The 22,603-nt window shown below is 65.4% G+C and carries 10 protein-coding genes and 1 tRNA gene; 4 read left to right on the top strand and 7 right to left on the bottom strand.

Going from position 1 to position 22,603, the window contains the following annotated elements; genetic code table 11:
- Nucleotides 1-187: 187 nt before the first annotated feature.
- Nucleotides 188-4,261, top strand: a complete 4,074-nt coding sequence (locus tag LVJ94_53155) for an Ig-like domain-containing protein (protein ID WXB05632.1) — start codon at nt 188-190, stop codon at nt 4,259-4,261.
- On the opposite strand, the gene LVJ94_53150 is transcribed toward LVJ94_53155, so the two are convergent.
- From LVJ94_53150 to LVJ94_53130, 5 genes are read right to left on the bottom strand one after another with little or no spacing between them, the layout of a single operon-like run.
- A complete protein-coding gene (locus LVJ94_53150; GenBank protein WXB05631.1) occupies nt 4,258-5,415 on the bottom strand; it encodes a hypothetical protein in 1,158 nt (385 codons plus the stop codon). The two genes, LVJ94_53155 and LVJ94_53150, sit on opposite strands and share 4 nt — an antisense overlap.
- The gene (locus LVJ94_53145) at nt 5,412-6,257 is read right to left on the bottom strand and encodes a hypothetical protein (protein ID WXB05630.1); all 846 of its coding nucleotides are present in this window, start codon (nt 6,255-6,257) and stop codon (nt 5,412-5,414) included. Before LVJ94_53145 ends, LVJ94_53150 begins: the two co-directional genes overlap by 4 nt.
- A 27-nt stretch (nt 6,258-6,284) precedes the next feature.
- Nucleotides 6,285-7,034, bottom strand: coding sequence for a Bax inhibitor-1/YccA family protein (locus LVJ94_53140; GenBank protein WXB05629.1), 750 nt, complete (start codon nt 7,032-7,034; stop codon nt 6,285-6,287).
- 42 nt (nt 7,035-7,076) lie between these two features.
- Nucleotides 7,077-7,973, bottom strand: coding sequence for a hypothetical protein (locus LVJ94_53135; protein ID WXB05628.1), 897 nt, complete (start codon nt 7,971-7,973; stop codon nt 7,077-7,079).
- An 11-nt stretch (nt 7,974-7,984) separates the two neighbouring features.
- Nucleotides 7,985-9,196: a GNAT family N-acetyltransferase gene (locus tag LVJ94_53130; protein WXB05627.1), complete on the bottom strand. Its 1,212-nt coding sequence runs from the start codon at nt 9,194-9,196 to the stop codon at nt 7,985-7,987.
- Between the two features lie 72 nt (nt 9,197-9,268).
- Between LVJ94_53130 and LVJ94_53125 the strand changes: the two genes are divergently transcribed.
- The 3 genes from LVJ94_53125 (at nt 9,269) to LVJ94_53115 (ending at nt 14,234) form a co-directional block, all read left to right on the top strand.
- Entirely contained in the window at nt 9,269-11,755 is a 2,487-nt protein-coding gene (locus LVJ94_53125) for a response regulator (protein ID WXB05626.1), read from the top strand.
- A gap of 6 nt (nt 11,756-11,761) precedes the next feature.
- Nucleotides 11,762-14,080 carry a sulfatase-like hydrolase/transferase gene (locus LVJ94_53120; GenBank protein ID WXB05625.1) on the top strand — a complete coding sequence of 773 codons (2,319 nt, stop codon included), beginning with the start codon at nt 11,762-11,764 and terminating at the stop codon, nt 14,078-14,080.
- A 67-nt stretch (nt 14,081-14,147) separates the two neighbouring features.
- Nucleotides 14,148-14,234, top strand: a tRNA-Ser gene (locus LVJ94_53115).
- Nucleotides 14,235-14,254: 20 nt separating this feature from the next.
- Here the strand turns inward: LVJ94_53115 and LVJ94_53110 are convergent.
- Both LVJ94_53110 and LVJ94_53105 read right to left on the bottom strand, forming a co-directional pair.
- Nucleotides 14,255-15,142 (bottom strand): hypothetical protein, encoded by an 888-nt coding sequence (locus LVJ94_53110; protein WXB05624.1) that lies wholly within the window; start codon nt 15,140-15,142, stop codon nt 14,255-14,257.
- Entirely contained in the window at nt 15,139-22,602 is a 7,464-nt protein-coding gene (locus tag LVJ94_53105; GenBank protein ID WXB05623.1) for an amino acid adenylation domain-containing protein, read from the bottom strand. Before LVJ94_53105 ends, LVJ94_53110 begins: the two co-directional genes overlap by 4 nt.
- Nucleotide 22,603 lies beyond the last annotated feature (1 nt).

Below are 22,603 nucleotides of genomic sequence, written 5' to 3'. Positions count from 1 at the left end.
AACATCCCAGTATGTGCTTACGGACATTCGGAAGCGGTGGCGGGATCACCAGCGTGTTGCATTCGCAACGTTGTACCCGCAACGTGCAACACGGCGCACACGGCTCTACGACGGAATACCGCACTCCTCAGAGCGGAACATTCGTTGCTTGACGAATGGATCACGCATTCATGACGGAGGGAAAGTCATGCATCTTTCTGCGGAGCGTTCCATTTGGACGTTGAGCGCGGCCATGCTCGTGGCAGGCGCATGGGCGGCTTATGCGGGCGCGTGTGCCAGCTACGAGGACGGAGGTGACGAGGTCCCTCCGCGCGCGCGGGCATCGGCGATTGACGGGGGAGCGTTTTTGGACCCCGGCGAGCAAGTGGGGGAAAACTACACGACATTCACGTTCGGCAATCCCGGCAGCACGAGCGACGGCTTGCAGGGAACCGGGATGCTCGTCGTCGGGTCGCTGGGAGATCCGCCCGGGAGCAGTCTTCGCTTCTTCGACGGGGCCGAACGACAGCACGCAGGCGTGTACGAGATTGCCTACAAGAACGACGGCGCGCATCACGAGCAGGTCAGCGCCGTATTGCCGACCAGCGTGCCTGCATCCGGCGTTGCGCTTGCCGATGGCACCCCGTTCGATGGCACGGCGCTATGGCTTGGACATAGCCGATTCCAGCCCAACAAGGCGCCGCGGGTCGGTCAAGATAGCCCTCCAATAGAAGGCGCCCATTGGGACGGCAGCATCGGGCCGGCCGATCCCGGGTCGGCCGTTCGCTCCGAGGATGCGTATCAAGCCACCGTTCCCATCGTTCAAAATCGGGACACGAGGCGGAGCTTCGTCATTTCGGCCCAGGTCTACGCGCCTACGCACGAAGGCGCGAACTACGGCATTCGCCCGCAGGCCTCCTTGCAGCGTATCGCTGGCCCGGCAACTCACTATGGGTTGACCACGCCCGGGGGTCTCGGCATGCGTCAGGTCGATTTGTCCTCGGTCGTCGATCGATGGGCGCTGCTGCAGGTTCGCGTCGATGTAACCACCAATGGGGGCTCCCTCGCCGATTCGTCGGACGATACGGGACACGCTACGTTTCGCTATTTTCTGAACGGAAACGCCGTGGGCAATCCAGACACCCTTTCATTCGATCAACCCAGCATGCAAGCACCGGGATTGACCGGACCGGTCTCCGTGTCCCCGGGCTTCGGATTGACCCGGGGATGGCAGGGCGATGCACCGGAAGTCTTCCTCGACAACATCTCGCTCGATGCGATCGTGCCGAAAAGCACGAACTTCGTATTGCTCTCACCGGCTTCGTCCGATGCGGGCATCCGAGACCTCACCAAGTTTCGAGTGTCCACCGGAAATCTGCAAGGGGTGGCGAGCGTCGAATACCTGCTCAATGGGAAGCCGATTTTTGCCAATCAGGCGCCGGTTCTCCCGTTGACCAATGGGCCCCAGTACGAATTCGATTGGCACACGGCCAATTGGTTCGACGGGTTCGCGAATCTGCAAGCGGTGGCGCGGGACGGGGCAGGCAACGAGTTGGGGCGAACGGCCGTGGTGCCATTCAAAATTGCCAATGGACCCGACACGGTGAGGCTCATTTCACCCGATCCGACGCAAACGTTGCATGGCCAGGTGGATTGGACCGTAGGCGTGGACGATCTGCCCGCTCTTCCCCCTGGCCGCGCCTATATGTGGCTCTTCTACGTCGACGGAAAGGACTGGGGGACCGATTGTTACGCCGATGGTCTACCCACGCCATGCCAGGTCGATTCGGGCATCGAGTACCCAACTTACTCGAGCACATCACCGGTAAGCATTCCGCTGGACACGACACGGCTCTCGGATGGCGTGCACGAACTTTACGCGACGGTTCGTGCATACGGCGGCGGGGAGGAGCGTGTCCTCGGCGCCACGCAGGTGACGATTCACACGTTCAATTCGACTCCTCTGCCGGACGGTGGACGGCGAGCGATGGATCTGCGTGCGAAATTCAAGCATGCCTTCGTGACCCCCGGCGAAACGGCCGAGCTCTCTCCTCGGCTCGTGTATCCGGATGGCACGAATGCCGCGCCTTCGCCGCCGGCCACGCTCACCAGCTCGGACGCGTCGGTGGCGTCGGTGGCGGCTGGGGGAACCGTCCAGGGCGTTAGCCCGGGCTTTGCGACCATCACGGCGAAATTAGGAGATTTCACCGCGACGACCCTTGTCGAAGTTCGCGCGTCCCATGACGCTCCGCAGTTCACCCGCGGGGCGGGGATCGTGACGCACTACACCCCCGGTCCGTCACTCTTCCCGCGCATCTTGATGCACACCGCGCCGGGGGCGTTCGAACACGATCGCGGTTTGGGCCCCGCGATGCAACAAGCCAGCCTCAATAGCCTGGAGACGGAATTCTATTTCAATGCGTGCGACTACCCTGACGCAGGCCCCACGGGACTGACAGTCCCCCTCGCCGGCGCCGGAGCACCGTTTTCCTGCACGGACAGCCCGTACCTCGACGCAACCACGTGGCGGACCAAAAATGACGATTTGACCACCAAGACCGCCCAAGCGGCGATGGACAACCATCTCAACATCTACCTGACCGCCGATTCCATCACGCGCCAGCCGTCGGAAGCTTACAACAGTATCTACGCATCCGACTCGAAGCAGAGAATTCCCTATGTGCTCGAATGGGCCAAGAGACACAACGTGATCGGCATCGACATGTCCGACGAGATCACCATGACCTGGTACGGAACAGGGACCCCCACGGACGACCGATGGCTCACGCGACCATCGCATACGACGGACAGGAGGGGGATTCAGCTGAACGGGGTGAGCTTGAGACAGGACGGCGAGATCCTCCACGACAGCGATCCAAGGTCCATGTGGCTGGCAGGGACCACCGGGGTGATGGGCGCAGCGCGAAACGCTCAGCTGATCATCGTCCTGCCCGATCAGGCTTACGATGTCGATGGCATCCGTATTTGGAACTATTACGAGGCCGGGATGATCGATTCGGGGGTCAAGGATTTCACCATCGAGACATCGGCGGACAATGCCCTCGCGCCGCCGGCCGGCGGCATCACCTGGCGCGGTGCAAATGCCGGTGCCGGCTTCTCCGCGGTGCTGGCCAAGGCGCCGGAACCCGGTGACCCGGTGATACCGGCGAACGTCGGGGAATTCTTTCCCAGGGCCGACGCGGGGACAGGACCGACGTTCTCCAACGTCCGCTCCTTGCGATTCACCATCAACAGCACCTATCGCACGAACGACGATCGCGGCGGCATCGCCGAAATCATGTTCTCGGGCAAGGCCAGCGGGTCCTCGGCGGCGAGCGGCCTGATTGGTAGTTACGAGCTCCCCCCAAACTACCACCCCGTCGTAGCCAGCTCCCCGAGCCCCATGGTCGACCAAGGCGTTCGAAACGATGGGTTCCTACAATTGATGAATACCATGAATTCGACGCCGGGCGGCCGTCCCCCCGTCACTTGGACGGCCCTTGGACGCTCCTCCCCCGGCGAGGTAAAAGGCTGGACGGGCGATCCGCGGCTCTCCGACTACAATGGCACCTACTGGACGTTTTGGGCCAAGCGTCGCGCCTATCCATACGGTGGATCCATGTTCGAGGTGGCCGATGGGATGGACGTCGCCACATTGGGCCGTCGCGGCGCCTATCTCCCAGGGGGCGCAAACATGATGATCATTTCGGGAACCGGCCCCGATTACCGGCAGAACGGCCCCGGAGATCGATTCGTTGCAGGCCGAGACACGCTCTTGGTTGGAAGGAACCCCCGCAGCGCAGACGACCGCGCAAATCGTCTATGCCGTCCTACGCGGCGCGGCGGGAACGCGGGTGTATCACTACGATCCCCCGTCCGCACGCAAACCGGGGGAGAAGGTGTCCACCGGTATTTCCGCGGTAGGACCCCAGGCGGAGGCATGGAAATCGATGTCCAATGCCTACAGCCTAATCGCCAAATTGGAGCCCTACATCCTACAGCCGCAAAAGAACGCCATCGATCTGGGGGCATCCGTTCCCACGGGCGCGCGGAGCGGCAACAATGGGGACTTGCTCATCGCACTGAACGTGTCGGAGGTGCCGCAGACCATCCACGCCGATCTCACGCCGTACAAGCGAGCCACCGGCATCACACGCACACGCTTGCTGGGTTCCACCGAGCAACTTACCCAAAACATGCCCAACGCCACCACCGTCGACGATCTCACGCTGGCTCCGATGGAAGCGGTATTTTGGCTGTTCCAATGAATTCGCGCGGCTAGTGAAGCGTGTGCCAGCGGCCTTCGTACTCGATGCGCGGAAGGCCGGGCGGGTGCGGGGCGATCTGCTTTTCCGAGGCGGGTGCTTCGGCGGCGACGGCAGCTGCCGCGGCGGCGGCTTTGGCCGCGTCGAGCGCGGCTTCTTCGAGTTCCCACCGTTCGAGAATGGCCTTGTTGCGCTTGCGTTTGCGCATGTAGCCGACGACCAGCGCCGCGAAGACGAGCACCCATAGGAGCGAGCCGCTCGTGAGCACGGGCAGGAAGGTGTAGCGCTTGGCGATCTCCTCGCGCCACTGGTACTCGAGCTTGCGCAGGTCGGTGCCGTAGGCATCGGCGAGCGCGCGATCGAACGCGGTGCCGTTGCGCACGCGCTCGATGAGCGACGCGAAGCGCACGCGATCCGCGTCGCGAAGAAGGAAGCGCACGAAGTCCGCGGACTCGGCGTAGGCGATGCTCACCTCGTAGCGATCCTGCGGAAACGCCGCATCGAGGTCGGCCAGCGGGATGGTCTGGCGCGAGAGCGTCGCCTCCCAGAGCGTGCGCAGGCGAACGAACCGGCTCTCGCCCGAGACGTGGATCGCCAGGCCTTCGTTGAACCAACGCGGCACGTGCCGACCCGCCACGGCGTCGTACAGCGCGACGTGCACCAGCTCGTGGAAAAAGACCTCGCGGAGATCGGGCGCCTCCACACTGGCCTCCGGCGCGGAGAGCGAGAGCAGGACCAGGTGCAGCGGCGCATAGGCGACGCCGGTGGCATAAGCCGGCGGCGGGAGACCGTCGGGCGCGAGCGCGGCCATCTCGTCGGGCGTGCGGGCGATGCGCACCTCGACCTGATCGAGAACCGGGGTGCCGAACCAGTCGCGCAGTTGCGCCTTCATCTCCTCGGCTTCACGCAAGATAGGCTCGAGCCGCTCGTGCGCGTTGGGCACGTAACGGAGGTGGAGCCAGCCGAGATCCTTGTCCGAATAGGAGACAGGGACGGGAGGAATCTTGACGACGTTGGGTTGGAGAACGAGGGGCGCGTCCCGAGGGGCGCTGACCACGGGCTCCCCCGCGATCGCAGGCCGCGCGATGGCGAGGGAAAGAAGAACGGCGAGGGTCAACGCAAAGAACCGCACGTGGAAAAATACACGCGCAAGGAACGGCAGACGTCTCATCGAGGTACCTGCATCTGAAGATGGATCGTGTCGTTGCTCCCGTCTCGTGTCGCGAAAAAGATTCCGACTCCACCTAAGGCGGCAACCCCAATCGCACCCCAGAACCAGGGCGAGGCATAAAACGGACGACTCGTTCCACGTCCGCCGTCGCGGTTCGCCGGCTCACCCGCAGGGCTCGCGGCCACAGCGGCGCGCGGTGCGGGGGCCGGTGATGCCGCCGGCGCGGAAAGCACACCGTAGGCGCGGTCGAGCGACCCCACCGTGCCGGACCAGTTCCACTTTTCTCCCTTGCCGGCACCGTTGGCGGGTGGCGCATCCGGCGCGTAACTCGCCGCGTCGAACGTCCCGGCATCGGCCAGAAAGACGCGCGCGGTCGGGTTGGGCCTCACCGCCTCGACCGGGAGCCGTACGACCAAGATGCCGCGCACGTGAAGCTGACGCGCGATGGATGCGAGAAGCTGACGCGAAGGCGCATCTTCCCCGCGGATGGCATCGCGCGTTTCGGCAAGCTCGCGAACATCGGTGGGGGCGTCGGCGGCGGGGTCTTCCCCCGCGAGAACGCGGGCGCGTGCCTCGTCGAGCCCCAGGGGACGAAGCGAAGGACGCGCGTAAAGTTGCTGGGCCAGCGGCCACGCGGCATCGGCCGCGTCGCGACCCGCAAGAACAGCGAGCCCCGTGCCCTGCTGCTGCCGCGACGAAGACGCGGACGGCACTGCGGGGGACGGGGCTCGAGATCCCGCTTGGGGGACCGAACTTGCTTGCGGCGTTTCTGCGAGGGCGTCGCCCGCAGTGACGGTCGCGAGAAGAATACCCGCGGCCCAAACCTGGCGGCGAACGCCCATGATGATGTCTCGGCTTTCGGAAAGGCCTCAGCGCTCGCGCGACGAGGACAGAATGCGCAACAGGAAGAGGAACAGGTTCACGACGTTGAGGAACAGACGGAGCGCGGCACCGACCGCGTCGTTCTCGGAGCGGTCGTGCAGCATGCGCGACGTGTCGTAGAGGATGTAGCCCGAGAACAGGAGGACACCGACGCTAGCAATCGCCAGTTGGAACACGGCAGAGTGCAAGAAGATGCCCAGAATCATCGCGCCGAGGATGACCCAGAAGCCCATGTTGAGGGCGGCCCCCAGGAACGAGAAATCTTTGCGCGAGACCAGCACGTAGCCGGAGAGGCCGGTGAAGGCGAGGCCGGTGAGCAGGAACGCGTCACGCACGGGCGACGCATCCAACGTGGCGCCTTGCGAGGCCATGAGCTGCGCGTAGAAGAGCGTCGGCGCGAGGAAGATGCCCGTGATCGTCGTGTAGCCGAAGAGCGCGACCACGTTGATGCCGGGGCGCATACGCAGCGCGGAGGCTGCGAAAAACGCACCGATGTACATGATCAGCATCATGATCCAATGCTGCATCCCAAAGGCTACGAGGGGAGGCAGCTCCAGGGCGACCCCGCCGCGTCCGTGAAGAACGGTCGGCTCACCGAGGTAGAGCGCGCCCAGCGCGCCGGCGATGGCGAAGAAAACGCCACCGGTGAAAAGCAGGTACACGCGCCGCAGGTAACTCGCCACCGATTCCGGGGAGCGAACCTGCGCTGCGCCATACGACCTGGAATACTGGTTCATTTCATACATCGCGCCACCAAGGTAACAATGCGTGGCACGGCGTCAACGTTGCTGGGCGCGACCTGTGCTTCCTGATTCTTGGCCGCGGTCGGGCGCAGCCAAAATGGAGACCGCAGGACCGAACGCCGGGGCACGTTGTTCGACGGTGGTGCCAATGGTGGGCGACGCCGCGAGGTAGCGCACCCCGAAGATGAAGAGGGCCGCCGCCACAGGCGGGCCGAAGAGCGCCAGGGTTCGGCGCGCTTCGAATTCCGGCCTGGAAGCGAGCAGGGCGGCCATGGCGAACGCCAGCACGTCGACCAAGTTGGCGGACACGGCGGGGGTTGCGCCTGACGCACCGCCCGGAAGGATGCGCGCAAGCACGAGCATGATCCCCAGAGCACCCGCGAGAAGCGCCACGACGAAGGCCGCGAGGAGCACGCGCCGATTCTCGGTCTGCCAACGCGCGGCGATGGATCCGAGGCGAAGGGAGATGGGCACGAGGACGATGGCGGCCACGCCGGTGAGGATGGCGAAGGTGGCGCCGGCCAAGGCATGGTGGTGCGTGGTCGCCCGCAAAAGCGCGCCGAACGCGAGCAGGGTGAAGAAGACGAAGCCCACCCAGAGGAAGAGCGACCACGTGCGTTTGCGCCCGTCGCCCAGGGAAAATGCCCGCAGCCCCACACGTGCCTGGCGAAGGGTGAGCACCGACACGATCATCGGCACCAAGGTGGCCGCCGCGAGGCCGGGCCAGATGCCGCGCGCTTCGAGGGAGCTGGTCACGCGCATCGCCGCAGGCCCCGACGCGAGCACCGACGCCACCAACGCGACGCCCACGGCGCTTCCAAACCGGGTGAGGCGTGAAGCCTGCGGCAACTCGGGCTCGTGCGGCGGAGGCGGTTGCGACGGAGGGCGGGAGGGCTGCGAGGAACGCGGCGGAATCGACGGCATCGACGGCATGGGAGGGATTCTCAGAACGGATCGAGCGCGTGGAACGCGGGGAGGGCCAGAAGGAGGTCGGCCTGTGCGAGGCTTCCGCCGTCGCGGGCGGTCACGAGCCCGGTGCGCGTCAGCTGCGAAGGACGGACGGCGCCGTAAAGGACGCTACTGAGGATCGCGGCGTCCGAGAAGAGGAGATCGCACGGTGCATCTGTGACGGTCGCGCGCGGGGTGCCGCCGCGCACCTCGAGTGCGTACGACTCGTGTCCGGCGACCCCAACGACGAGCTCACCGTCTGCAGCGTACCCACGCGCTTCGAGCGCGGTGGCCACTCCGTGCACGCGCACCATGGGGCCGGCGTACACGGTGCCGAGCGGATGCTCGACGCGCTCGGTGCCGAAGCGGTTCGCGTCGACGTCGACGAGGGCATGCACCGCGGGATCGTCGTGGGTCACGGAGACGTCGATGGCGTGGATCTGGTCCTTTTGCGCACCGAGAAGGCCCCAAATGAGCCGCCAGGTGGCATCGTCTTCGGCCACCACGTCGCGCACGACCAGGTGCGTGGCGGCGTGGTCTTCGCTCTGCTCGAGGGACCACGAGACGTAACCGCGTCGGTCGTTGGTGATGAACCACGCACGGCGATCGTCGAGCAGCCACCGCTCCCAGGCGAGCGGACGCCGTTGAAGCCAGCCGGTCGCGCGAAGGGCTGCGCGCTCGTACATCTGCACGAGGGCCTCGCGATCGTCACGGTCGAGGATGCGGAAGGCACCGCGTGCCGCGGTCACCCACGCCTCGGGGATGGCCGACGGCGCCACCTCCAGCCGGACCATCGGTGTGACGGCGGCGTACCCGAGGCGGCGGTAAAAGCCGTGGCGGAAGGCGTACAGGAGGGTCAGCGCATCGCCGCGGGCGCGCGAGACTTCATGCACGTGCTCGAGCAGTGCGCGGGCCACGCCCCGACCGCGGGCCTCGGCCGCGACGGCCACGCTGGCGATGCCGCCGAGTGGAACGCGGCGGCCACCGAACCAACCTTGGATCGGGTAGACGAAGGCCTGCGCCAGGAGCTGGCTGCCGTGGGCGGCGACGTACAGATCGCCGAAGTCACCGAAGATGCGCTGCTGCAGGTGGCGCTTGCGCGCCTCGAAACTGCGCGAGTCGGGAAACGCGCCCAGTTGGATGTCGAGCAGGCGTCCGATGTCGTCTTCATGGGCTTGGCGGAACCGAAGCGGGGGCGGGCTGGCCATGTCACCCGAAGCATATGTCAAGATCGCCGATCATTTGGCCCACTCTCGGCAGCTCTGATAACGGCCAAAAGCATGATGGGTGCAGCGAAGCCAAACCTGACGGGCGCGGCGAGCGGAAGGCTCGGCGGTATGGAGGCCGACTTCGTCGGTACCCTCGGACGAAAAGCCGGCGACGTGCGCACGGCGCTCGGGACGTTGGAGGCGGATCCGAAGGCGCGCGGGCCGCGCGATGACGTGCGGCGCAGGCTGCACGCCATCGGTACGGCGGCGCGGCTGCTTCACTTCGACTCCACGCGCGTGGCGATTGCACGGGCGGAGTCGATTCTGGACCGGATGGGGCCGAATGGCGCGCTGTCGCAAGGCGACCTCGACGAGATCGGGCGCCTGCTGGATGATCTGCCGGTTTTGGCCTGGGAAGACGTCTCCTCCCGGCGCGCGGCCGACGAAAGCGGTGCGCCGAGCGTGCAGGCCGAGGCCCCCCACACGGCGCTGGTCGTGGGCGAAGACGCCATTGCGATGGCCATTTCCGAGGCCACCGGCTCCAAGGCGTCGTTCGAGTGCGAACGCACCACGGATGCGACGTACGCCGCCGTCCTCGCGCAAGAGATGAACCCCGATGTGGTCGTGGTCGACGGCGACATCGAAGGCGCCGACGAGCTGGTGGAAACGCTGCTCGAGCGGGCCGAGCTCCTGCCGCTCGTGGTGCTCGGGCGCTTCGAGCAGGCCTCGGAAGAAGCGCGATTCATCGCGCTGGGCGTGGCGAAGACGCTGAAGAAACCGGCCGGCGAAGAAGCGCTGTTCCAAGCGTGCCTGGAGGCGGCCGATCAGCACCGCGGGCGGACCGTGAAGATCACGTTGCCCGAGGCCGTGGCCAAGGTGGAAAAGCCGGCCGACAAGGCCGACGAGGAAACGACGGGCGGCGAGGTAGCCGGCGCGGATCGCGCATTTTCACGCGGGCGCGGGGCAGCGGCGGACGTGCGGCTCGATGGACGTCGCGTGCTGGTGGCCGACGACGATCCGGGGGTCACCTGGTTCATCGCGGACCTGCTGCGCACGACGGGCTGCGTGGTCTCCGAGGCGCGCGACGGCGCGGAGGCCCTGGAGCTCGCGTACAAGACGGCGCCGCATCTGATCTTGAGCGACGTGCTCATGCCCAAGCTGGATGGCTTTCAACTGACGCGCCTTCTGGCGCGGGATGTGGCGCTGCGCGATACGCCGGTCATCCTGCTCTCGTGGAAAGAGGACATGCTCCAGCGCGTGCGCGAGCTCGGCGCCGGGGCGGCGGGCTACCTGCGCAAAGAGAGCGACGCGCGGGCGATTCTCGCGCGGGTGCGCGAGGCACTGTGGCCGCGGGCGCGCATCGAGGCGCGGCTTCGCGGGCGGCAGGAGGTGCGCGGGCGGCTCGATGGGCTGACCGTGCGTTCGCTGCTCGAATTGGTATGCAGCACGCGGCCGAAGTCGCACGTATGCCTGCGCGATGCCTCCTTCGTGTACGAGCTGGAGATCCGCGACGGCGTGCCATGCCGTGCGTGGCGCACCGCCCCCGATGGCAGCGTCCTTCGAGGAAGCCGCGCCATGGCGGCCATGCTCGGCGTGTGGGCCGGGCGCTTTCACGTGTCGCCGAGCGAGGAGCCGCTGGAGCCGGAGCTCTTGGGCACCTTGCGGGCGCAGATCGCCGAGCCGATCGCGAACGCGCGCGGGGCCGCGCATCTCTTGTCGGGGGCGCGTGTTCTGTCGGTGACGAAGGTCACGGTGGACTCGGAGATCATCTCCGGGTACCTCGGCGCGACGCCCGAGCCGGTGCGGCGCCTCGTGGAGCGGGTGGCCGCCGGCGAGTCGCCTCGGCAGGTGCTGCTGCGCGGGAATGTGGATCCCGTGATGCTCGAGTCGGCGCTGCTCGATCTGGCCTCACGCGGTGCCGTGCGTGAGGTGCGGGGCGTGCAAGGGGAAGATCTGCTCCGGCCCTCCGTGGACCGCGCACTGCGCATGGAATCCAGCGAGAAGCTCGCCGCGCCGCTTGCGGAAGCGGCGGACGCCGAGGACGCGGCCGAAGCGAGCCCCGAGCCGGTTCCGGCGGCCGAGCCCGAGCCTTCGTCGTCCAACGTGGCGCTGATCGAATCGATGGGCGCTTCGTCGGTCACGCCGATGACGTCGGTCGTGAAGCCCGTGCCCGCGCGAACCGCGCCACCAAAAAAGCGCGAGCGGCGCTGGTTCAGCATGGGGCTCTTCGGCGTCGTGGCGATCGCGGCCCTCGGGGCACGCTTGGCCACGGGTGCGCCGGCGCAGGCCTCGGCGCCCGTTGCGGCCGCCGGCGGCGGTGCCGTGCCCGCGCCGATGTTCGAGTCGCGCGACGACGGCCCGGCCCGGACGGAGACGACGCCCACGGCCGTCGTGTCCGCACCGACCCTACCGATCGCGGCGCGAAGCAAGGCCAAGGAAGCGAGCACGAAAGATGCGGGCGTCAAAGCCGTTGCCGCGACCCATGCTCCGATGACGGACATGGACCTCGCAGCCACGGAGCTGCTACACGCGCCGAATGCATCGACCATCGAACCGTAGGTCCCCGTGATCCACGCGAAGCGAGTCGCGCACGGCGCCACGTTGATGGTCGCGCTCTCTACGTGCGCGGCCTGCGATCGCTGCGGGCGCGCGGAGCCATCGACGGAGGTGGCCACGGTGCCGACCGCTTCGAATGCCCCCGCGTCCACCCCCGCGGGGCCGCCGCGATCCCTCGATGCCGTGGAGCTCGACGGCTGCACCCTGGGGCATCGCGGAATCTTGCTCGACCTGGGCGACGCGAGCACGCGTGGGCGCTACGGCGCGCATGCGATGAGCCGCCCCACGCCCGAAACGCTCGAACGCGAGGGCGCGACCTGGACGCGCTTTCGCGAGAAGGCCGCCACCCTGCAGTTCGTCGCGCTCGATCGCGACTTCGGCGACAAGCCGGAGAATCCCGAGGCCGCCGACTCCTTCGTCGCCGCGCGCGTGCGTGGCGGCGCCGCCAAATCGATCAGCGTCTACCTGAATGGCAAGCCGGTCGGAAACTGGCGCCTCACCAAAGGGGAAACGAAGATCCTCACGGCGCGCGGCTCGAGCGAGCTGACCACCACGGGCGGCAACGAGCTGCTCCTGCGCTTCAACGGGGTGCCCAAAGCCGCGGCGGGCGAGGCCTACGCGGAGATCGATTGGATCCATATCGGTCGGGGCGAACCGGACGCCAACTACGCCGCCCCGACCCGCAACGACGTGACCGCCAATCCGACCCTCGATGGAGTGGCGCGGCGGGCGCTTTCGCTGCGGGCCCCTGGCTTCGTGCGCTGCACGGGATGGATCCCGCAGGGTGGCACGGCGCAGGCGTTTGCCGGCATCGCGGGCAAGGGCGACGCCGAGCTTCGCATGAGCGTGATCGGCGATCGCACCGGGAAAATCGCCGAGACGACGTTCTCCGCGCACGGGGGTTCGTGGACGAAGGCGGAGGCGTTGCTGGGCGATCTGGGTCGGCCGGTCACCGGCACGGTGGGCGCGTTCCAAGTCGAGGTGATCCGCGCGACGCCGGGAGCGCGTGTGCTGCTGGGCGATCCCGGCATCGTGGCCCCGAAAGCCCCGGACGCACCGCCGGCTCCGCACGGGCGCGGCGTGGTGCTCGTCGTCTTCGGCGAGCTGCAGCCGAAGACGCTGTCGCTCTACGGCGGCGTACTTCCCACGCCGGAGCTCGCGGGGCTGGCCGCGCGCGGCCTGGTCTTCGACGCGCACCGCGCGACGAGTACCCTGTCGCATGCCGCGCTGGCCGCGATGCTCAGCGGACGCACGGGACGCGCGAACGGGGTGAACGACTTCGACGCGCGGCTGCCCCAGGGCGTGACGACCATTGCGGACGTGGCGCGGCAGGCCGGGGTCGTCAGTGCGATGTTCACGGCGAATCCCCTGACGTCGGCCCTGTTCGGGTTCGACCGGGGTTGGGGCACCTTCGTGGCGCACGGACCGGACGAAGACGTGCTCGCCACCCGGGTGTTCGACGACGCCGCCGAGTGGATCGAGGCGCACAAGGGCGATCGCTTCCTCGTGGTGATCCATGCGCGCGGAGGGCACCCGCCGTGGGACATCACCGGCGAGGAGCTCAAAGGGCTCGAACCGTCGGGCTACACGGGAAGCATCGACCCGAAGCACGCCGCGGAGCTGCTTTCGAAGGCGCGCCACGTGCCGCCGGCGATTCATTTCGGCGACACCGACCGGGCCCGAACGTGGGCCCTGTACTCGCACGCGGTGGCGGCGCACGATGCTGCCCTCGGGCGCCTTTTGACGACGTTGCGCCGGACCGGACGGGACGCGGACACGACGTTGTTCGTCACGGGCGATCTTTCGGTCGATGAAATCGGCCATAGCCCGAGCCATGTTCCCTTCGGCGAAGGCGAGCCGCCCGAAGAGCCTCTCCTCTGGGTTCCCCTGGTGGTCGTTCCCCCGGCGGGATTTTCGGGCGGGCGGCGGGTCAAGGCGCCGACGGCCGATGTCGATTTGGCGCCTTCGATGGCCAACGCGTTGGCGCTTTCGCCGTCGAGCTATTTCCGCGGGGTCGATCTGTACCGCACCCTCGCCGGCTCGGTTCCCGAGTCGGGGCGGCCGCTGCTGGCCACGTCGGGCAACCGCTACGCGCTTCGCCTGGGAAATTTCGTGCTGCGCGGGTCGGATCGGCGCGAGGATCTGTGCGACGTGCTGATCGAGCCGGCGTGCATCGCGGACGTGAGCTCCACGCACCCCCTGGCCACGGAGGCCCTGGAGCGAATGCTTTTCGCGATCCTGCACGAGCCCGGCGAGACCCCGGTCCCGCGGGAACCGGTCACCCTGGATACGAAGGCGGGGGGCGCCCTAAAAGCGTGGGGGCGATGATCCCTCTGCCCTAGCCGCAAACGGTGTGCTAGACGTCGTGCCGCTGAGCGGTCCGCCGCAAGGCAACGGAGAGATGACCGAGTGGCCGAAGGTGCATGATTGGAAATCATGTGTGGGTGCAAGCTCACCAAGGGTTCGAATCCCTTTCTCTCCGCTAAGTTTGGTTGGACCTGCCTAAGGCGCCTCGCCGTACCAGAGGCCCTGGGTGTCCGACTCCCGGACGGAACGTAAGAACGGCTTGTCGTTGGCGACGTACAGGTTGGCGTCGATATAGGGCAGCCGCATGTCGCGGATGCATCGTTCGGCGAAGTCGCTTCGGATGAGGTTTTTGTCGGCGACGTTGGCCTCGAAGGCCTTCAGTTTGTCGAAGGCATTGCTTGCATGCTGCAACCATGAGTGGTGGAAGCCCATGAAGCCCTCGGGGCAGTGCACGGTTTGCAAGAGCCCCTCGGAGATCCCCTTCTTGCGCAGGTAGTCGGCGGTGAAGGGCATCTTTCGGAAATAGCGGCCGGTCATCACGTAGGTGCGGTAGCTGAAATCGTTCGCGCCGTGGCTCTTGTCGCAAAAGAGATTCAGGTAGAACACCGAAAAGTGGAGGCGCACGGAGATGACCTGATGGCGCTTCACGGTGTCGACGATGCGATCGGCCAAGCGACTGTCCAGGAATTCGTCGACGTCCGAAAGAATGACGATGTCGTCGTCCCCCACGATGTCCTTCAGAAGGCTGCAACGATTGCGCTGCACGGCCTCGTTGCAATACCCAACATTGTGCGCCAGCAGGTGCCAGTACCATTCATCGAAGAGCTCGGCCTTGCACGTATCCGGGTGGTAATACGATGCCTCCGGGCGCAGAGGCTCGAAGTGCTCTTCGGCCTGCAGGCGATGGTATTTGACCTTGCTGCCGACGAGCGCCCTATCGAAGTTGAACGGTTTGTCCTCGTAACTGAACGTCTTGTTGGCCTCGCAAAAATGGACCTCGTCGATCCAGTAGCCGGCCTCCTTGACCTTCAGCTCTGCGATTTTACGTTCGTTGAAAAATGGGCAAAATTCGAATATTTTCATTGAGCCGCGCTCTGATGATCGTCCGTCTGGAGGTGCTGGACGGGGTGCTGGACGAGGTGCTGGACGAGCCGTTGGAGGTGTCGTTCGAAGGCCATGGAGAGCGCCTCGATGGTGCCGGCACGAAAGTGGGCCTGGCTATAGTAAATGGTCAATTGCAGGCCGCCGGGATCCAGGGCCGCGGTCACGTTCACCAGGTATGCGGAGGGATTGTCCGGCGAGTGGGTCAACCCCACGGGCAATGGCAGCGGCGTGCAAAAGTCGCTCGAGGCGCGCTCCTGGTTCACGTAATGAAACAGCATGGGGTACGCGTGCTCCAAGCCATCGTACCGTCCGACCAAGGACGGCATGAACCTCGAAACGAAATAGTCGAGTCCTCCTTTGGGCACACCCAGGAGCGCATTCTTGACGTCTTGCGCGACAACGGGAACCTCCCCATCGGGCAACATATCGATGCACAAAGGATAGGCCCCCGCGAAGAATCCCACCGATTGCGAAAGATCGACGTCGTCGAAAAAAGACTCGCGCTGGGCGCTCATCACGTAGAGCGGCAACGACGTGCGCGGCTGGAGATCGCGGCAGGCGCAGCAAAACGCGGCGAGCACGAGATGAAAGGCGTTCGCTTGGTAAAACTGGACCGCACGATGCAACGTGGACACGTCGGCCGCACTGCGAAGGGGTCGCGTGACGTGATGGACCATTTCCTTTTGCAGCGCATACGGGCGGGGCATTTCATCCGGCAGAAAGGGCTGCCCGCGCGACACCACTCCCTGCCAATGGGCGGCGGCTTCGGCAAAGCTACGTTCCTGGGCGTAGCGCTCCAAGCGCTGAGACCATTCGGCATACGAGGTGCTGCGCCGGCCCGGAATCGGCTCGTTTCGGCAATGCCGCTGAAGCTCGTCGGTGAAAACCTCCCAAGAGATGCCGTCGAACACCAAATGGTGGAACAAGAAGAGAATCACTTGCCCGCGCCGATGCTGGTAATTCTCGAAGAGCAGCACCCTGCACAAATGCCCTTCGGCGATCGAGAATCGACGCTGCAGCGCGGCGCTGTGCGCGGAAATGGTGGCGTCGTGCTCCGGCACGGGAATGCTCGATAGATCGACCCGAAGGAAGTACTGCCCTGGGTCGGGCTCCCGATAATGCTGCCGCCATCGGCCAGGGGCGTGCTCCTGGAAGCGAACCGTGAGGATGGGATGCCTTTCAAGGATTCCGTGCACGGCCTGCTGGAGGAGCGCCGGCGCAACGGGTTCGTTCAACGCCACGAGAAAGGGGCTATTGAAAATATCGCGATCGACCAAGTCACGCTGGAAGAAGCGATGTTGGACGGCCGACAAGGAAATGCCGTCCCCCGGGCCCACACTCGCCGGTTCATCCGCGTTCGGCTTGGCTTCCAGCGTCCGCACGGCGCCCGCCGCGAGCTCGCGGATGGTCGGATGGCGAAAGAGATCGCTCACCGAGAGGGCATGCCCGCGCTTCTGCAACAGGCTTACGATCTGCAGCGCCTTCAGCGAGTGTCCGCCCAGTGCATAGAAGTTGTCGTGCACGCTCACCGTATCCAGGCCGAACGCCTCGCACCACACGGCCGCCAGCGACGCCTCGACGGGGGTTCGCGGTTCGGCGACCGTGACGGCATGTGCCGGCGGTTCCGACAAGGTCGAGAGCTTTCGACGATCGATTTTTCCGCTGCCGGTGAGGGGCAGCTTCGGCAGCTGCACGAACCGATTCGGAATCATGTAATGGGGCAGCGTTTTCTCGAGGTGCGCCCGCAGCGCCGCGCCGTCGAGCGGCACCAACGAGGTGCAATACGCGACGAACCGATCGCCCTTCACCACCACGGCACACTGCTGCACCCGAGGATCCTCCAGCAACCGTGCCTCGATCTCGCCGGGCTCGATGCGAAATCCTCTGAGCTTCACTTGCTGGTCCGCTCGCCCGATGAAGAGCAGCTCTCCGTCTTCCTGCCATTTCACCAGGTCCCCGGTTTTGTACACCATCGCACCGGGCACGAACGGATCGGGCACGAAGCGCGCGGGCGTCGATTCCGAATCGTTCCAATAGCCTTGGCTCACCCCCTCCCCCGCGATGTACAGCTCTCCGGGTACGCCGATGGGATTCAGCTCCAGGTTTGCATTGAGAACGTAGGCGCGCGTGTTGGCCAGTGGACGTCCAATGGGGACCATTTCGCCAACGCGGTCAATCCGATGGGCGCTGCTGAACACGGTCGTTTCCGTCGGGCCGTACACGTGAACCAGCCTGTCGGGCCCCAGATGGGCGAATGCCTTTTTCACGTGGGGGACGGAAACCTGCTCGCCGCCGAACAACACTTTTCGCACCGGCGCGAAAATCGACGGATCGTGGTCGATGCATGCGTTGAACAACGCCGTGGTGAGGAACAACACGCTGATGCCGGACTCGCGGATCAATGCGGCCAATCGCTCGGGATCGGTGACGTCTTCCGCTCGGGGCAGTACCAAGGTAGCGCCGTTGAGCAATGCTCCAAAAATGTCGAACACCGACCCATCGAAGGCGTAATTCGACAGCTGCAGAATCCTATCCTCGGGTTCGATGACGAGGTAATTCGTTTGCATCACCGTTCGCGTCACATTGTGGTGCGAAACCGCAATCCCCTTGGGGGTACCCGTCGAACCGGAGGTGTACATGATGTACGCGGGTCCGCTGGGCGGCCCCACCGGTGGAACGTGGGACCTGCCCGGGCGCGCATCCGCCTCGCGGATCATGGCCGCCGTGAGGCATACGCGCGCTCCGCTATCGCGCAGGATCGATTGAACCCTTTCTTGCGGGTAGCCGGGGTCGATGGGAACGTAGGTGCCCCCTATCCTCAAAATGCTCCAAATGCCGACAATCATCTCCAGCGAGCGCTCCGTCATCATCGCGACGGGCCTGCCCGGGGTCACATCGAGCTCCACGAGCCGCTCGGCGAGGGACTCGGCACGCGCGTGCAATTCTTCATAGGTCAGGGCGGCGTCGCCAAAGCGGACGGCAATGTGCCGTGGATGCCGCTGCAGGCAGGATTCGAAGAGTTGATACAGCGAATTCTCTCGGGGATACGCCGTGGCGGGAGGATTGAATGCATGAATCAACCGGGCGGCGTCGGCCTCGGTGAGCCAGGCGAGCGCGCGAAGCGGCTTTTCTGGGTGGGCCACGATGTCCGACAGCAAGCAAAGGAAGGACTCCGCCACGCGCCGGATGGTGTCCTCCTCGAAGAGAGCCGTGGCGTAGGTGAACGACAGATGCATTTCGTTGGCGTATTCGAACGCCTCGACGGTCAAATCCACCTTTGCCGACGCGTCGGGCACTGGATAGGGCGCAATGTGCAAACCTTCGATGTCCAGGACGGCGGGGCCGGTGGTTTGAAATACGAAAATGGTATCGAAAATCGGGTTTCTGGAGGGGTCCCGTTCCACTTGCAAGGCGTGCACGAGGCGCTCGAACGGGTAATCCTGGCATTCGAACGCGGAGATCGCGGCCGTTTTGATGCCCGCGAGGTACTCCGCGAAGGGCACGTTCGCCGTGGGGCGACTCCTCCAGGGCATCATGTTGACGAACATTCCCGCGATGGCCTGCAGATCCGGGTGCAGGCGGTTGGCGACGGGTACGCCTACGATCACGTCTTCTTGCCCGGAGTACTTGTGCAACAACACGGTGTACGCGGCAAAGAGGACCGCGAACGACGTCGTCTGGTGCGCCGCCGCGAGCTCGCGGAGTTGGCGCGTCCGTTCCGCGTCCAATCGAACGGCCACGGTATGGCCCTCGAAGCTCGCCTCGGAAGGTCGCGGACGATCGAGCGGCAGCTCCAGCAGCGGCAATGGCCCTTTCAGGTGCTCGAGCCAGTGGTGCTCGTGCGCCCGATACCGCCCCTCCTCCCATTGGCGTTGCTGCCATACGGTGTAATCCCTGTACTGCAAGGGGCGCGGGTCGAGCGGCTCGCCCCGATAGAGCTGGCCAATCTCGCGCATGAGCAAAGCTTCGGTGACGCCGTCCGAGACGATATGATGATTGGCCAGTACGAGCACGTGCCGCTCAGGTCCCAAGGTCAGCAGACACGCCCGGAAGAGCGGCGGCGTGGCAAGGTCGTACGCTTCCCGGAGCCTCGAGGCGATCGCCGGGACATCGGCCTCCGTCCCCTCTTCGCGTGCGAGATGAAGGTCGACCTTGTCCAACACTTTTTTGACCGGCACGCCGTCCTGGAGCACGTACGCACTCCGAAACGCCTCGTGCCGCTGCACCACCGCGCGAAGTGCGCGCTCCAGTTGCTCGGCGTCCAGGGCGCCCTCGACGAGCATGGGAAAGATGGAGTGGTACCCATGATTCCCATTGGTCGCGTGTTGGTGCGCGTACACCATGCGCTCGGAAAAGCTCAGTGGGTAGTGCGTCCGCATCTCGCTGCGCGGCACCCGAGTCTGGGAGTGCCCCCTCGACTTGCTCGATACGCGCGCCGCGAGCCCCGCAATCGTGGGATGCTCGAAGACCTCGCGCAGCGAAAGGGGCACGTGCAAAGCTTGCTCGATCCGACTGGACAGAATCGCCGCGCTCAACGAGTGCCCACCGCTTTCGAAGAAGCTCGAGTGGATATCCACGTGCGACGGATTCAAAAGCTCGCTCCAAATGGCGGCTATCGCCTTCTCCACCTCCGTGACGGGTGGTTGCACGACCTCACCCATCGCCGGCGCCAAGGCGGGTACCGGCAAACGTCGGCGGTCGATCTTGCCATTGGCATCGAGGGAAAAAGACTCCACCATGGCAACGGAGGCCGGGACCATGTAGGCCGGCAAGCGGCGACCCGCGTACGCGGTCAGCTCGTCGGGTGTGGGGGCGCCGCCGGCCATGACGGCATAAAGAGCCTGCAAATATTTGTCGCCCCGCGCATCCTCGCGAACGAGCACGACGGCCGCCTTCACCCCGGGATGGCTCTGGAGCGCGGCCTCGATCTCCTCGGGCTCGATGCGCATGCCGCGGATCTTCGTTTGCCGATCCTTTCGGCCGATGAACTCGAGGGCACCGTCGTCTCGCCACTTCGCGATATCCCCCGTGCGGTACACCCGTTCGCCCAAGATGGAGACGAATTTCTGCTCCGTGAGGGCTTGATCCAAATACCCCGCGGCGAGGCCGTCCCCCGCAATGCACAGCTCCCCCGCCATGCCCACGGGCACGGGGGAGCGGCCGTTCAAAACGGAAACCCTGGTATTCGACAATGGGTATCCAATGGGGATGCCCGTGGCATCCTCGGACACATGGTCGACGGGGTAATACGTCGCAAAGACGGTACTCTCCGTGGGTCCATACATGTGCAGCAACTTGCCCGGGCCGAGGCGCGCCAAGGCTTTGCGCATGTGATGGACGGAGGCGCGCTCCCCGCCGGTGAGGATCTTGCGCAGGCCGGTCATCGCGTCCAGCTTCTCGTCCACCATGGCGTTGAACAACGCCGACGTCATGAAGGCGACGGATACGCGTTCCTCGCAAAGCAGCCCTGCGATGCCCCCCAGATCGCGCCGCGAGTCCTCGTCCGCCACGACGAGGGTCGCGCCATGAAGCAGCGCCCCGAAGACTTCGAACAGCGAGGCGTCGAATGCGTAACTTGCCAGTTGGAGCAGCCGGTCCGACGGGCGCACCGTCAGGTAATTGGCATTTTCGAGGGTCCTTACGACATTGAAGTGCCGCACCAGGGTACCCTTTGGGTGGCCCGTCGAGCCGGAGGTGTAGAGCACACAGGCCAGGGCCGTCGGCTCGCGTTCCCCCGGTGCTCGCCACGGGTCCGCGCTGTAGCGCGCCGCAAGGTCATGTTGCGCCAGCAACAATTTCGCCCCGCCTGACTGCAGCATGTGTGCGACGCGCTCGGCTGGGAGGCTCGGCTCGATGGGCAGGTAGGCGCACCCGGCCTTGAGAATGCCCAACAGACCCGCGATCATGTCGACCGAGGGGTGCGCGAACACTGCCACCACGTCGCCCGGAGCGGCGCCGCGGGCTCGCAGCATGTTGGCCACGCGGTTGGCTCTCGTGTCGAGTTCCCGATAGCAGAGCGTCTCGTTTCGATATCGGATGGCAGGATGATCCGGAGTCCGCGCGACCTGCTCTTCGAAGAGCCGATCGATCGTTCTCCAAGGGTAGGCGCGTGCCGTCTCGTTGAACGACGCCAATTGCTGCCGCTCCTCGGTCGAGAGAAAATCCAGATCGCCGAGCCGTGCATCGGGCGAGCCGACGAGCCGATCGAGCACGCGCCGGTAGTGCGCGGCCATCCGCTCGATGGTCGCGGCATCGAAGGAGGACGTGGCGTATTCGATGGTAAAACTCAGTTGGTCATCGGTTTCGAGCAGACCGAAGGTCAGGTCCACCTCCGCCTTGTCGTGAACGAAATCGCGGGGCGCCACCTCGAGCTCCCCGTAGGTCGCCGTGTGCAGGCGATGATGGAAGAACAAGACGTCGTACAAAGGATTCCGGCTCGGATCCCGCGGTGGCTGCAGCTTTTCCACGAGGTAGCGCACGTCGTAGAGAAAGTGCCGCCGCGCTTCGCATGCATCGTCGCGAACCTCCGCCAGCAGCGTTCGCGCGACCTTGTCCGGATGAACGTGCGCGCGAATCGGCAACGTGTTGATGAACAAGCCCACGAGCTCCGCCATGTCCTCCGCACGCCGGACCTCGTGGGGCACACCGACGATGATGTCTTCTTGAAAGCTGTATTTGGCCAGCAGCACGAACAAAGCCGTGAGCGCCATGTCGCGCAGCGACATCGCGTGCGCGCCCGAAAACGCACGCAAAGCGTCGGACCGTTCTTGCCCCACGGGAAAGTGGCGAATCGTTCCGCGAAAATCGAATACGGGAGGCCTTGGACGATCGACCGGGAGTTGCAACACGGGAAGTTCCCCCGCGAACTTCGAGAGCCAAAAGGCCTCCTCGAGCCGCAACTCGGCCGCCGTCGCGTGCGCCGCCAGCCACTCCGCGTACGCTTTGTAGGGAGCGCCCAGTTCCGGAAGCCACATGTCGTGGTAAAGCCGAAACAGATCGCGAACGAGAATGTCCTCCGACCGAAGATCGGAAACGATGTGGTGCAGGTCCAGGACGAGGACGTGCGAGGAGCCGGCCTCCAGGCGAAAGAGCGCGGCCCTCAACAGGGGCGCCCGGTCCAGCGAGAAAGGCCTTATGAAGTCCGAAATCTTCTTCGGGACGTCCGTGGCGGCCACGCCCTCGACGTAGGTCAATTCGAACGACGAAACGTCGTGAATCTCTTGTACCGGCTCGCCCTCCCACAGGAAAAAGGCCGCGCGGAGCTGCTCGTGCCGCTGCACCAGCTGCAGAAAAGCCCGCTCCAGCCGTCGGGGATCCACGTTGCCGCGAATGGTCCGAACGACGGGGGAATTGTAAGCCGTGCTGTCCGGATTCAATCGATGAATGATCCACATCCGCTGCTGCGAAGGGGTAAGCGGGTATTTTCCATTCGATGCCATG

Source organism: Sorangiineae bacterium MSr11367 (assembly GCA_037157805.1).
GTDB lineage: Bacteria > Myxococcota_A > Polyangia > Polyangiales > Polyangiaceae > Pendulispora > Pendulispora rubella.
This window is presented reverse-complemented; position numbering and strand designations above follow the sequence as displayed.